Source organism: Nocardia mexicana NBRC 108244 (assembly GCF_001613165.1).
In the GTDB taxonomy this organism is placed as follows: Bacteria; Actinomycetota; Actinomycetes; order Mycobacteriales; family Mycobacteriaceae; genus Nocardia; species Nocardia mexicana.
Genome location: NZ_BDBV01000098.1, coordinates 1 through 12,745, shown reverse-complemented (window position 1 = coordinate 12,745; position 12,745 = coordinate 1). Strand labels below are relative to the sequence as shown.

General features: G+C 69.3%; 15 protein-coding genes. 8 read left to right on the top strand and 7 right to left on the bottom strand.

Features of this window, described 5'->3' with window-relative positions; genetic code table 11:
• Nucleotides 1-484 precede the first annotated feature (484 nt).
• The gene (locus tag NM1_RS33155) at nucleotides 485-808 is read left to right on the top strand and encodes a WhiB family transcriptional regulator (RefSeq protein ID WP_024800988.1); all 324 of its coding nucleotides are present in this window, start codon (nucleotides 485-487) and stop codon (nucleotides 806-808) included.
• A 90-nt stretch (nucleotides 809-898) separates the two neighbouring features.
• Here the strand turns inward: NM1_RS33155 and bagB are convergent, their stop codons facing one another.
• Entirely contained in the window at nucleotides 899-2,068 is a 1,170-nt protein-coding gene (gene bagB, locus NM1_RS33150; protein ID WP_068029258.1) for an ATPase BagB, read from the bottom strand.
• Entirely contained in the window at nucleotides 2,068-3,087 is a 1,020-nt protein-coding gene (bagA, locus tag NM1_RS33145; protein ID WP_068029256.1) for an ATPase BagA, read from the bottom strand. The genes bagB and bagA overlap by 1 nt, the downstream gene beginning before the upstream one ends.
• 222 nt (nucleotides 3,088-3,309) lie before the next feature.
• On the opposite strand from bagA, the gene sp36 reads away from it, so the two are divergent.
• The 3 genes from sp36 to NM1_RS33135 all read left to right on the top strand — a co-directional run bounded on the left by sp36 (nucleotide 3,310) and on the right by NM1_RS33135 (nucleotide 4,816).
• On the top strand, nucleotides 3,310-3,474 hold the full coding sequence (sp36, locus tag NM1_RS42715; RefSeq protein ID WP_085995597.1) for a Sp36 family protein: 165 nt from the start codon (nucleotides 3,310-3,312) through the stop codon (nucleotides 3,472-3,474).
• On the top strand, nucleotides 3,474-3,941 hold the full coding sequence (locus tag NM1_RS33140) for a RidA family protein (protein WP_068029253.1): 468 nt from the start codon (nucleotides 3,474-3,476) through the stop codon (nucleotides 3,939-3,941). Before sp36 ends, NM1_RS33140 begins: the two co-directional genes overlap by 1 nt.
• Nucleotides 3,942-4,024: 83 nt before the next feature.
• Nucleotides 4,025-4,816 carry an MBL fold metallo-hydrolase gene (locus tag NM1_RS33135; protein WP_068029250.1) on the top strand — a complete coding sequence of 264 codons (792 nt, stop codon included), beginning with the start codon at nucleotides 4,025-4,027 and terminating at the stop codon, nucleotides 4,814-4,816.
• A gap of 24 nt (nucleotides 4,817-4,840) precedes the next feature.
• Here the strand turns inward: NM1_RS33135 and NM1_RS33130 are convergent, their stop codons facing one another.
• Together NM1_RS33130 and NM1_RS33125 are read right to left on the bottom strand one after the other, a co-directional pair.
• A complete protein-coding gene (locus NM1_RS33130) occupies nucleotides 4,841-5,515 on the bottom strand; it encodes a Crp/Fnr family transcriptional regulator (RefSeq protein ID WP_014348619.1) in 675 nt (224 codons plus the stop codon).
• Nucleotides 5,516-5,771: 256 nt separating this feature from the next.
• A complete protein-coding gene (locus NM1_RS33125) occupies nucleotides 5,772-6,014 on the bottom strand; it encodes a hypothetical protein (protein WP_068029248.1) in 243 nt (80 codons plus the stop codon).
• A 295-nt stretch (nucleotides 6,015-6,309) separates the two neighbouring features.
• Here NM1_RS33125 and nth point away from each other — a divergent pair, with 295 nt between their 5' ends.
• The 4 genes from nth (at nucleotide 6,310) to NM1_RS33105 (ending at nucleotide 9,798) form a co-directional block, all read left to right on the top strand.
• Nucleotides 6,310-7,008 carry an endonuclease III gene (gene nth / locus NM1_RS33120; RefSeq protein WP_068029263.1) on the top strand — a complete coding sequence of 233 codons (699 nt, stop codon included), beginning with the start codon at nucleotides 6,310-6,312 and terminating at the stop codon, nucleotides 7,006-7,008.
• Complete coding sequence (locus tag NM1_RS33115) at nucleotides 7,005-7,640, top strand: TlpA family protein disulfide reductase (RefSeq protein WP_084520282.1); 636 nt, start codon at nucleotides 7,005-7,007, stop codon at nucleotides 7,638-7,640. Before nth ends, NM1_RS33115 begins: the two co-directional genes overlap by 4 nt.
• A gap of 185 nt (nucleotides 7,641-7,825) precedes the next feature.
• Entirely contained in the window at nucleotides 7,826-8,608 is a 783-nt protein-coding gene (locus NM1_RS33110; protein ID WP_084520284.1) for an NUDIX hydrolase, read from the top strand.
• On the top strand, nucleotides 8,605-9,798 hold the full coding sequence (locus tag NM1_RS33105) for a MarP family serine protease (protein WP_068029246.1): 1,194 nt from the start codon (nucleotides 8,605-8,607) through the stop codon (nucleotides 9,796-9,798). The genes NM1_RS33110 and NM1_RS33105 overlap by 4 nt, the downstream gene beginning before the upstream one ends.
• Nucleotides 9,799-9,865: 67 nt before the next feature.
• Here the strand turns inward: NM1_RS33105 and NM1_RS33100 are convergent, their stop codons facing one another.
• The 3 genes from NM1_RS33100 to nhaA are packed head-to-tail and all read right to left on the bottom strand — an operon-like array spanning nucleotide 9,866 to nucleotide 12,615.
• Nucleotides 9,866-10,813 carry an alpha/beta fold hydrolase gene (locus NM1_RS33100; RefSeq protein ID WP_068029243.1) on the bottom strand — a complete coding sequence of 316 codons (948 nt, stop codon included), beginning with the start codon at nucleotides 10,811-10,813 and terminating at the stop codon, nucleotides 9,866-9,868.
• Nucleotides 10,814-10,837: 24 nt separating this feature from the next.
• Nucleotides 10,838-11,362: a phage holin family protein gene (locus NM1_RS33095; RefSeq protein WP_068029240.1), complete on the bottom strand. Its 525-nt coding sequence runs from the start codon at nucleotides 11,360-11,362 to the stop codon at nucleotides 10,838-10,840.
• A gap of 38 nt (nucleotides 11,363-11,400) precedes the next feature.
• Entirely contained in the window at nucleotides 11,401-12,615 is a 1,215-nt protein-coding gene (gene nhaA / locus NM1_RS33090) for a Na+/H+ antiporter NhaA (protein ID WP_255286245.1), read from the bottom strand.
• Nucleotides 12,616-12,745: the final 130 nt, after the last annotated feature.

Here is a 12,745-nt window from a genome sequence, read left to right as displayed (position 1 = left end):
GCGGCCGGGGTTGGGATCGTGGCCGGGCTGAGTGGGTACGGAGGCGCTCTGGACGGGGTGGCTCCTGCTCGGCTCGCTCCTGCGTCGCATTGCTTACGCGGCTATTGCCGGGTGGCGAGCTTGGGTGTGTCGTGCAGGGGTACTTAGGTAGGGGTAGCGGGCAGCGCGGTCACTGGAGCAACCTCGTCAAGGGCGCTGACTTTCGCGGGACTTCGGCGCGTCACGGGCGCGAAACCGGGCGTGTCGCACTGATTGTGCCGACTGCCCGGTTCTTTGTCGCATTTGCATGGACGGGCGTACCAAAAAATCTCGGGACGGTCTTGCGCAGTCGCCATACCTTTACCTAGATTGAGAACCCAGTGTGATAGAGCTAACACTCAAAGTGGAATGTGGTGCAGGACGCAGCGGGGTTGGGTTGCTGCGCACTGCACGCGATTCTGGAGCGCCGTTGACCCGGTGTTCGGACTGCAAAGGGGCACACCAAATGCACATGACTACCCCCATCGCTCGATTGGACGTGGAGCAGGCCGAAGCAAGGATCGCCTGGGTTTCCCAGGCCCGATGCAAGGAAGTAGACCCCGATCAGTTGTTCGTGCGCGGCGCCGCTCAGCGCAAGGCGGCGACGATCTGCCGGCACTGCCCCGTGCTGATGGAGTGTGGTGCCGACGCCCTGGACAATCGTGTGGAGTTCGGGGTGTGGGGTGGAATGACCGAGCGGCAGCGTCGTGCGCTGCTCAAACAGCATCCGGAGGTGACGTCCTGGGCGGAATTCTTCCGCGCCCAGCGACAGCAGAAAGTGGCGATGTAGTCCCCACTACGAGAACGGTCCGAGCCCGCAGTCGCGGGCTCGGACCGTTTCTGCGCTCGGAGGTCCGGTCGAGGGGACTTGGCGCGGCGCCTATGCGGCGGAGTTCGGGCCGGTCAGCTGATCGCCGACCGCGCGCAGCGCCTCGAGATCGGAGACCTCGAACGGCAGCGCGGTGACCGCGACGATCGGCACCCGCGGATGCGCGCCGGTGAACCGGTGCAGCAGATGCTGCTCCCGCTTGGCGGTGGTCGCCCGGTGCGCGTGGATGCGCAGCACGTCGGCGGCCAGGGCGGCCGGATCGTGGTCGGCCCGATCGGTTTCGGCCGCCGCGCCGTTGCCCGTCAGCCGATCGACGGCGGCCAGGGCCTGCTGCGGCGACAGCGAGCAGAGCACGGGGTGGGTGCGGTTCAGCACGAGACCGGCCAGGGGCATGCGGTCGGTGGAGAGCCGGTCGACGAAGAACGAGGCCTCCCGCAGCGCATCCGGTTCGGCGGCGGCCACCACCAGGAAGTGGGTGCCCGGCCGCGACAGCATCTCGAAGGTCCGGTTGGCGCGGTCCTGGAAGCCGCCGAACATCGACTCCAGCGACTGCAGGAACAGCGACGCGTCCTTGAGCATCTGACCGCCCACCACCGTGGACACGCCGCGCACGGCCAGGCTCATCGCGCCCGTGACGAACCGGCCCACGCCCCGGCCGGGCGCCATGATCACGCGAATCATCCTGCCGTTGAGGAAGTTCCCGAGGCGCTTGGGCGCGTCCAGGAAGTCCAGCGCATTGCGGGACGGCGGGGTGTCCACGACGATCAGGTCCCACTTCCGCTTCCCGACGAGCTGGCCCAGCTTCTCCATCGCCATGTACTCCTGCGTGCCACCGAAGGACGAGGCGACCGTTTGATAGAAGGGGTTGGCGAAGATCTGCTCGGCCTTCTCCGGGCTGGTGTGCTCGAGCACCATCTCGTCGAAGGTGCGGCGCATGTTCAGCATCATCGCGTAGAGCTCGCCCTTCGCGTCCGGGCCGAGCTCGACGCGCTGCGGGACGTTGCCCAGGTCGCTCACGCCCAGGGACTGGGCGAGCCGGCGCGCCGGATCGATGGTCAGCACCACGACCTTGCGGCCGCGTTCCGCCGCGCGCAGCGCGATCGCCGCCGCCGTGGTGGTCTTGCCGACGCCCCCGGACCCGCAGCACACGATCACGCGCGCGGTCCGGTCGTCGATGACGCGGGAGAGGTCCAGGGGGGCAACCGTGTTCGGCAGATTCATCACCGGACTCCCTGCGTGCTCAGATGTGCCGCTAATTCGTACAGTCCGCCCAGGTCCATCCCGTCGGGCAGGGCGGGCAGATACAGGCGGCTGAGATCCAGCTTCGCGAGCTCGGACGAGCTGTCGTCCTGCGCCTGCAGCGTGGCCGAATGCTCCGTCGTCTCGCGCAGCAGGCCCTGGAAGTCGGCGTCGGACATCGTGATTCCCGCCTCCGCCAGCCCGGTGCGCAGGGCGTCGGCGTCGATGTCACCGGCGGCCGCCCGCGCGCGCACCGCCGCGGGCAGGAAGCCCTCCGTGGCGCGATTGACGATCACCGTGCCGATCCGGAAGTCCGCTTCCATCAGTTCGGCGATCGCGTCGGCGGTCTCCTGCACGGGCAGCGCCTCGAGCAGCGTGACCAGGTGGACGATGGTCTGGTCCGAGTGCAGCAGCTTGGACACGCCCTCGGCCTGCGCGGCGATCGGCCCGCCCTTGGCCACCTCCGCCATCGCCTTCGTGACGTCCAGGAAGCTGGCGATGCGGCCGGTCGGCGGCGCGTCGATGACGATCTCGTCGTAGACCGGGCGACGCGACTTGTCCACGCGCACCGCGCATTCCTTGATCTTGCCGGTCAGGATCACATCGCGCAGGCCCGGCGCGATGGTCGTGACGAACTCGATGGCGCCCATCCGGCGCATCGCCCGCCCGGCGAAGCCGAGGTTGTAGAACATGTCGAGGTATTCGAGGAAGGCGTGCTCGATGTCGAGCGCCAGCGCCACCACCTCGCCGCCGCCGTCGGCGGTCGCGATCTTGGTTTCGGTGGGCGGCAGCGGCGGCAGGTCGAACAGCTGCGCGATCGACTGCCTGCCCTCCACCTCCACCAGCAGCACCCGGCGCCCACCCGCCGCCAGGGCCAGGGCCAGCGACGCGGACACCGTGGACTTCCCGGTCCCACCCTTGCCGGACACATAGTGCAGGCGAGCCCTGTCCGCGCGCTCCGGCCAACCTAGTTTCAGCCCCGGCTCTGCCGAAACGGGCACTGCTGTCGGTACTCCCACGCTCGCGAGCCTATAACCCGTTATGAAATCGTGGCCATAGGATACGGCTACTGTCTGGTACACCACTCAGCTATTGCGCATCGCCGGAAGATATGCAAACCACCGGAATTCGCATGCCGACCTTCCCGTTCTTCGACCGAGCCCGCGCCGCCGCGAACCGCCGTGCCGCCGTCGGCGCAATCGAACAGAGCTACGCTCAGCGGCATGAGTGATGTGACCGTGTGGGAATACGCGACCGTGCCGCTGCTGACGCACGCGACCAAGCAGATCCTGGACCAGTGGGGCGCCGACGGCTGGGAGCTCGTCACGGTGCTCCCCGGCCCGACCGGTGAACAGCACGTCGCCTACCTGAAGCGGGTGAAGGGCTGATGACCGATTCGGCGCTGTGGCGCAAGAACCTGGACCGGCTCGGCCTGGAGTTGCCGAGCGTCGCCGCACCCGCGGGCGCCTACATTCCGGCGCTGCGCAGCGGCTCGCTGGTGTACACCTCCGGGCAGCTGCCGTTCGTCGGCGGTGCGCTGACGGCCACGGGCAAGGTCGGCGCCGAGGTGAGCCTGGAGGAGGCCAAGCAGGCGGCCGCGCACTGTGCCCTGAACGCGCTGGCGGCCGTGCACGATCTGGTCGGTCTCGACGCGGTGACGCGGATCGTGAAGGTGGTCGGCTTCGTCGCCTCGGCGCCCGGTTTCAACGATCAGCCGCTGGTGATCAACGGGGCCTCGGAACTGCTCGGCGAGGTCTTCGGTGAGGCCGGTGTGCATGCGCGCTCGGCCGTAGGGGTCTTCGAGCTGCCGAAGAACACCCCGGTCGAGGTGGAGCTGATCGCCGAGGTGCGGTAGAGCTGGTAGCTGCCCCTTCGCCGGAATGCGAGGGGGCAGCTCTATCTGGAAGTTCGTTGCCGCACAGGGCGTTAGGACACGGTATGACTCTCACCCACCCCGCGTACGAACAACTTCGGCAGGTCACGCCGACGGCCTCGGTGCTGCTCGCGAACAATCCGAACCAGATGACCCTGCAGGGCACCAACACCTGGATTCTGCGCGCTCCGGGCCGATCCGACTGCATCGTGATCGATCCGGGGCCGAAGGACCGCGCACACAGCGAGGCGATCGCGCGGGAGACCGGCGGCGATATCGCCCTCACGCTGATCACCCACCACCATCGCGATCACACCGGCGGCATCGATGAGTTGGTGAAGCTGACGGCTACACCGGTGCGCGCGGTGGACCCGAAATTTCTGCGCGGCTCGGACGCACCGCTGGCCGACGGCGAGGTGATCGAGGCCGCGGGGGTGCGGATCACCGTGCTCGCCACGCCGGGACACACCACCGACTCGGTGTCGTTCATGCTCGAGGACGCCGTCGTCACCGGCGATACGGTGCTGGGCAGCGGCACCACGGTGCTGGAATCGCGGGACGGCGCCCTCGGCGACTATCTGGCATCGCTGGACCGGCTGGCGGAGATCGCCCCGGGCAGGGCGCTGCTGCCCGCGCACGGGCCCGATCACGCGGAGGCCGAACCGGTGATCCGCTACTACATCCAGCACCGCCGGGAACGCCTGGACCAGGTGCGCCAGGCGTTGGCCGAAATCGGCCCGAACGCCAAACCGCTACAGATCGTCGCGCGCGTCTACGCCGACGTCGACAAGAAGCTGTGGCCCGCCGCCCGTAGCTCCGTCAAGGCCCAACTGGCGTACCTGCGCAGCCAGAACTGACCTACCGCCGACGTTGCGCGGGATCTACCGCGCCCGGCGGGCCAGCCGTTCCGAGTCGGAGATCAGCACGCTCTTACCCTCCAGCCGTAGCCAGCCGCGGTGCGCGAAGTCGGCGAGTGCCTTGTTCACGGTCTCGCGGGAGGCGCCGACCAGCTGGGCGATCTCCTCCTGGGTGAGGTCGTGGGTCACCCGCAGCGCGCCCGCCTCCTGGGTGCCGAACCGCTGTGCCAGCTGCAGCAGCGCCTTCGCCACGCGACCGGGGACGTCGGTGAAGATGAGGTCGGCCAGGTTGTTGTTGGTGCGGCGCAGACGGCGCGCGAGCACCCGCAGCAACTGCTCGGCGATCTCGGGACGCTGGTCGATCCACGACTTGAGGGCCTCGCGGTCCATGGTGACGGCGCGGACCTCGGTGACCGTGGTAGCCGTCGAGGTGCGCGGGCCCGGGTCGAAGATCGACAGCTCGCCGAACATGTCCGAGGGGCCCATGATGGTCAGCAGGTTCTCCCGGCCATCGGGGGAGCGGCGTCCGATCTTCACCTTGCCCGACGTGATGATGTACAGCCGGTCGCCGGGCTCGCCCTCGTTGAAGATGACATGGCCGCGCGGGAAGTCCACGGGCTGAAGCTGTTTGGCCAGCGCCGCCACCGCGGTGGGCTCGACGCCTTGGAAGATGCCTGCTCTGGCGAGGGCCTCGTCCACGAATGTGCTCCTTATGGGAATTGACGGTGCTGTGTCCTGCGACGACAGCAAATTCTCTGCGTGGTTACGCAAGCTGCCGCCTCCGGGCCCAGCGCTGTCGCCGCGTGTCCTGGACCGAAGCGGTTCGGCCGACAGTGCAGTCTACTTGGCGTGCGGGCACCGTAGTGACAGACACCACGTAACGCGCGGTCTGTGAAACGTCCCGGTTGCCGGAATAGTTCCCGGGCCCACCCGTGCGAATGCTGTGCGCCGGCGCTCAGCTGGCCTGAGCGACATCCAGTTCGTCGCCACGGGCGCGTCGGCGGCCGGCGTGGGCCGCCGCGGCGGGCACGCCGAGCTTGGCCAACTCGTTGACCTCGGCATTGCTGGCTCGGTCCAGGTACTGCTGGACCTCTTCTTCCGGTTCGAGCAGTTTGCGGAGCCGATTTTCGACGCGTTCCATGAACAGCGCGAACAGCATCAGCAGTACCGGGAAGAGCACCACAGCGAGTCCTTGCATAACCGTGAGTAAACACGGATAAGGTCTCAGATGGAACACGGGGCGTCTTCACGGGCGCGCTCTCGTCGGTGGGGTTCCGTATGGTGGACCCGTGCGTGAAGCCAGAGCCACCGCCGTGAACGGGCACGAGCCGTCCGCGCCCGCCGAATCCCCTCGAACCGGGAAGCCGTCGCGGCGCCGCACATCCGAATCGGCCGCCGCCCCGGAGGCCACCGCCGAACCGAAGCCCGCTCCGCGCAAGCGGTCCGGCAGCGCCACCGCACGCAAGTTCGCGAAGGAAACACAGCTCGGCCGGGTGCGCCGCGCGCGCCGGATGTACCGATCGCTGACGGCCGCCTTCCCCGACGCGCACTGCGAGCTGGACTTCACCACGCCGCTGGAGCTGGCGGTCGCGACCATTCTCTCCGCCCAGTGCACCGACGTCCGGGTGAACATGACGACCCCGGCACTGTTCGCCCGCTACCCCGACGCCCGGGCGTACGCCGAGGCCGACCGCACGGAGCTCGAGGAGTACATCCGCCCCACCGGCTTCTACCGCAACAAGACCACCTCGCTGATCGGCCTCGGGCAGGCGCTGATGGAGCGATACGACGGCGTGCTGCCGCACACGCTGGAGGAGCTGGTGAAGCTGCCCGGCATCGGCCGCAAGACGGCGAACGTCATCCTGGGCAACGCCTTCGGTGTGCCGGGAATCACGGTGGACACCCACTTCGGCCGGTTGGTGCAGCGCTGGCAGTGGACCACCGAGGAGGATCCGGTCAAGATCGAGCACGCCGTCGGCGAGCTGATCGAGCGCAAGGACTGGACCATGCTGTCGCACCGGGTGATCTTCCACGGCCGCCGGGTGTGTCATGCCCGTAAGCCGGCGTGCGGCGCGTGCGTGCTGGCCAAGGACTGCCCGTCCTTCGGCGCGGGCCCCACCGATCCCGCGACCGCCGCCGCCCTGATCAAGGGCCCCGAGGCCGAGCATCTGCTCGAACTGGTGGGCCGGTGAGTTCGATACCGGTGGCCTGGCGCTGGACACTGGCGGTGCTGATCGCCGTCGTCGCGCTGGCCGTCGCGATCTGGCCGCGCGGTGAGCGCGACGCCCGGACGAATACCACCGCCGCGCAGGGCGGATCCGCCGCGGTGTCCGAAGGACAGCGTGCCGCGGCGGCACTGGCCGACTGCCCGCGGGCCGAATCCCCGGCCCCGGCGTCCGGCCCGCTGAGCGGGATTACGGTCGGATGCCTGGCCGACGGCCGCCCGATGGATCTGGGCTCCGCCCTCGCCGGCCGCCCCGCCCTGGTGAATCTGTGGGCGTACTGGTGTCAGCCGTGCGCGCGGGAATTGCCCGCGCTGCAGCAGTTCGCGGCCCGCGCCTCCGGCGCCGTCACCGTGCTGACCGTGCACAGCGATCCGGACGAGGCCAAGGCGCTGGCTCGCCTGGCGGATCTGAACGTGCACCTGCCCGGTGTCGAGGACGGCGCCGAGCGAGTGCGCACCGCCGTCGGCGCGCCACCGGTGCTGCCGGTTTCGGTGCTGGTCCGGCCCGACGGGTCGATCGCGAAGGTGCTGGTCCGCCCGTTCGACAGCGCCGACGACATCGCCGCCGCCGTCGCGGGCGAGCTGGGAGTCGCGGCGTGACCTGCCCGACTCGCCGGTACGCCGGGCGTCATGATCGAATCGACGAGATCGACGGCGCGCGTGACCGGCCCCCGGCGCGAGCGACGGGTCCGGTGCCGGGGCGTGCCGGGGAGATGGATGTCGAACCCGATGGCTCGCGCCACCGCCCGGCGCTCGGCGAGCGCGGCGACGAGAACAGCGTGAGGATGGGGTCGGGAGGAGGCAGCGTGCGCAAACGTGACAGCCGTGAGGAGCCCGGCGAGAGAACGGGTCTGGTGACCGACGGCATCCCCGCATGGCTGCACGGCGTGGTCGAGCGCAAGCCCGCGGACCCGACGGGGGTCAATCCGGTGCTGAACAGGACGACGGCGCAGCGGCTGGTCTCGGCGGCGCTGCGCCCCCGGCTGGCTTCCGTGCTGGTGCTGTTCGGCGGTGCCGCTGAGTCGGATCCGGATGCCCCGGGCGGGCTGCCGTCCGATGCGGACGTGCTGCTCACCCAGCGCGCGGCGACGCTGCGCCAGCATCGCGGACAGGTGGCGTTCCCCGGCGGCGGCGTCGAGCCGGGCGACGACGGACCGATCGGCACGGCACTGCGCGAGGCCCGCGAGGAGACCGGCCTGGACCCGGTCGGCGTGGAACCCATTGCGGTGCTTCCGAAGATCTTCGTGCCGCCGTCCCGGTTCGACGTGACCCCGGTCGTCGCGTACTGGCGCACGCCGGGCGAGGTCGGCGTGGTCAGCGAGACCGAGGCCGCGCGGGTGGTGCGGGTGCCGATCGCCGACCTGATCGACCCGGCCAACCGATTCGTGGTGCGTCACCCGATGGGCTACATGGGTCCGGCGTTCGCCGTCGACGGCATGCTCGTATGGGGTTTCACCGCCGGCGTGCTCGCCGGGCTGCTGGCCGTCTCGGGGTGGGAGCGCGAATGGGACCACCACGACGTGCGTGATCTACAGGCATCGCTTGCGGCAGTGGGGATGACGTTATGAGTTCCTCGGCCTGGCTCGACATCGCGGTCGTGATCATCGCGCTGCTGGCCGCCTCCTCGGGGTGGCGGCAGGGCGCGGTCGCGTCGGCGCTGGCTTTTCTGGGTGTGGTGCTGGGTGCGGTGGCCGGCATCCTGATCGCGCCGCACATCCTGATCCACATCAGCGAGGGCCGCAAGCGCGTGCTGGTCGGCGTGGTGCTGATCGTGGCGCTGGTGATCATCGGCGAGGTGGCGGGCATGGTGCTCGGCCGCGCGGCGCGCAGCGGGATGACGCATCCGTTCACCCGCAGCGTCGACAGCGTGGTGGGCGCCGCCCTGCAGACCGTGGCCGTCCTGGTGACGGCGTGGCTGCTGGCGCTGCCGCTGGCCTCGTCCTCGCAGCCCTCGATCGCGGCCGCCGTGAACGGCTCGCGGGTGCTCTCCGACGTCAACCAGGTGGCGCCGGACTGGCTGCGGAAGCTGCCCAACGAGTTCTCCAAGCTGCTCAACACCTCCGGCCTGCCGGATGTGATCGGCCCGTTCGGCCGCGCCCCGATCGCGGCGGTGGAACCGCCGGATCCGACCGTGCTCGACAGTCCGGTCGCCCTGGACCTGCAGCACAGCGTGCTGCGCATCCGTGGCGTCGCGCCGAGTTGCCAGCGCGCGCTGGAGGGTTCGGGCTTCGTCGTCGGCCCCGAGCGGGTCATGACGAATGCACACGTCGTCGCGGGCACCAACACCGTCCAGGTCGACACCGCGCGCGGTCCGCTGGATGCCACCGTGGTGCTGTTCGACCCGTCCAAGGACGTGGCCGTGCTCGACGTGCCCGGGTTGAACGCGCCGGTGATTCCGATGGCGCCGTCCGCGGCGAAGTCGGGCCAGAACGCGATCGTGCTCGGTTACCCGGGCGGCGGGCCGTACACGGCCAGCGCGGCCCGCGTGCGCGAGACCCTGGAGCTGACCGGCCCGGACATCTACAAGACGGGCACGGTCGAGCGCGAGGTCTACACCGTGCGCGGCCGGGTGCGCGCCGGTAATTCCGGTGGGCCGCTGGTGGATACGGACGGCCAGGTGCTGGGCCTGGTCTTCGGTGCGGCGGTCGTCGACGAGGACACCGGCTACGCACTCACCCTGAACGAGGTCCGCGGCGATCTCGAGGCGGCCGAGAAGTCGAACGGCCCGGTCCCGACGGGAGACTGCGTTCTGAGCTAGGTCGACGACGGCCGGGTCGACGGGGCGCCGTTCGTATCGATACCGGCCGTCGCCGTTCCGCGCTGTCTCAGCCGAGCAGTTTCGCGAGTTCGGTGGTCACCGACTCCGGGGACTCCTGGTGGGCGAAATGCCCCGCGCCCGGAATTCCGACCACCCGTCGATCGGGAGCCAGCCGGTGCTCGCGGCGGATCGTGGAATCGAGGATGTAGTGGTCGGATTCGCCGTGCAGCGACAGCACCGGGACGCGGACCGGCTCCCGCATCGTCGCCATGAAGCGGGCGCCGTCGGGGCGCCACTGGCTGCGGAAGGCCCAGCGCTGGTACTCCAGCGCACAGTGCGCCGCGCCGGAGATGCGGATCGCCGAGCGCATCCGCCGGGCGGTATCGACGAATTCGGCCGTGCTCGACCAGCGCGCGCTGACCCGCTGCCGCAGCAGCCTTTCCACCTCGAAGCCGTCGTTGGTGGCCAGCAGCCGCTCGCCGTAGCGCGGGGGCTGATAGCGCAGGAAGTTCGGTAACCAGGCCGCGCGCTGATGCCGATCGCGCAGCACCGCCTGCTTGAGGGCTACCGGATGCGGCGAACTCACCAGGGCGATGGAACGCACCAGCCGCGGATGCAGCACCGCGGTCGCCCAGCACACCAGTCCGCCCTCGGCATGCCCGACGAGGGTGGCCTCGCTGTGACCGAGCGCGCGGATGAGCCCGGCCACGTCACCCGCCAGGGTCCAGCCGTCGTAACCGCGGGGCGGCTTGTCGGAATCGCCGTACCCGCGCAGGTCGACGGCGACGGCGCGGTAGCCCAGATCGGCCAGCCCGGTCAGCTGATGCCGCCACGACCACCAGAAGTCACCGAATCCGTGCAGCAGCAACACCAGCGGGATATCCGGCGCCGAACTACGCTGCTCCGGTTCGGCCTCGACGACGTGGAATCGAATGCCGTTGGCACGCACGTCCCTGTGGGCCCACGGCCCGTCGTAACGGACGCTGGACGGATCCGGACTCGGGTTCGACGACACGCCGATAAAGCGTAGTCGGCGGGACTATCTGCCCGGCTTGTCGGTCGCGGTCGCGGCCGGAACGTCGAGCGCCGCGTGGTCGCCGTGCGATCCGATGCCCTGCGGCAACACCGTGCGCGTCTCCTTCAGCGATTCGATCGTCTTCTCCGGCGCCCGCAGCTTGCGCACCTTGCGATAACCGAGGAAGCCGAACAGTGCGACCGCCACGATCATCAGCCCGAACACGATCAGGAACGACGCCCACCGGTACAGCCACACGTCGAGCAGCTCGGCGAGGAAGAAGAAAAAGAAGAAGGAGGAGAACAGCAGGATGGTGAGCGCGACGATGAAGTACACGCTGCCCTGCAGGCCCTTGCGAATCTCCCCGGTGACCTCGGCCTTGGCCAGGTTCACCTCGGCGCGGACCAGGGTCGACATCTGCTCGGCGGCGTCGCGCACCAGATCGCCGATGCTGGCGTTCGCCGTGGTGTCGACCTCCGACAGCGGAATAGCGGTGATGGTCCGGTTGCGGCCCACGTCCTGCCCGTTACCGCCGTTTGTGAAGCTCAATGCTCGACCCTTCTCCATGTCCCGGTGCTGTCCGGCCTTCACTCGTCTGCAGCGGCCGCGCCGGCGTGCCGTCGCGCCTGATGAGCACGGCCCCGTCGCAACAGTAGCGCCGAACCGATCAGGGAAGCCGCCATTGACGTCATCAACACGGCCGCCTTCGCCAGTTCCGCGGCGGCCTCGTCGTTCGCCAATGCAAGTTCTGCCACCAAAAGGCTAACGGTGAAGCCGATCGCACCCAGTACCGACAGGGCGAACATGTCGCGATAACCCAGTCCGGCGGGCCGTTCGGCGATCCCGAGGCGGATCGCGACCCAGCTCGTGCCGAACACCCCGAGTGTCTTCCCGGCGAGCAGCCCGACGATGATCGCCAGCGCCAGCCGGTCGGTGAACAGCTCCCCGAACACCGCCGCCGACAGCGGAACCCCCGAAGCGAACAGCGCGAACAGCGGTACGCATACACCCGCCGACACCGGCTGGAACAGATGCTCGAGCCGCGTGGCGGGCGCCTCGTCCTCGCCCTGATCGGGACGGACCCGGGTCAGCAGCCCGCACAGTACCCCGGCCAGGGTCGGGTGAATTCCCGCCTCGTGCAACGCATACCAGGCCACCAGCGCCAGCGGCACATAGATCAGCGGAGAGTGCCACCGCAGGTGCTGGGCGAGCCACCAGCCGAGGAAGCAGGCGGCCGCGGCGAGCAGCCAGCCGATCGCGATCGAGGTGGTGAACAGGATGGCGATCAACAGGATGGCGATGAGGTCGTCCACCACGGCGAGGCTCAGCAGGAAGACCCGCGCGGTGGCGGGGATCCGGGAGCCGGTGAGGGCGAGCACCGCCAGCGCGAAGGCGATATCGGTGGCGACGGGGATGGCCCACCCGCGGTCCATGCCGTCGACACCGAATCCGATTGTTATCGCGATGAGCGCGGGAAGGACCACCCCGCCGACGGCGGCGATGATCGGCAGCGTGGCGCGCTTGCGGTCGGCGAGCTCGCCCACCACCAGTTCGCGCTTGAGTTCCAGACCGGCGACGAAGAAGAAGATCGCCAGCAGGCCGTCCTTGACCCAGTCGGCGAGAGTCAGGTCCAGATGCAGCGGCGGGATCGGCAGCGTCGTATCGGTGAGGGTGAGATAGCCCTCGCTCCACGGGGAGTTCGCCCACAGCAGCGCGATGGCGGCGGCGATCAGGAGCAGGGCGCCGCCGACGGTTTCGGTACGGAGGAAGCGGGCGAGCTCGGAGCGTAGCGCAACGATCACGGAGCACCTTTCGGCCGGAGGAACTGCGGCTGCGGTGCACATCCCGCCGACTCGTCAACCGATGCTTGTTCCGCACGCCGACCAGACTTCCCGGCACTCCTTACGCAATTCTAACGGCTGTATTTTTGGC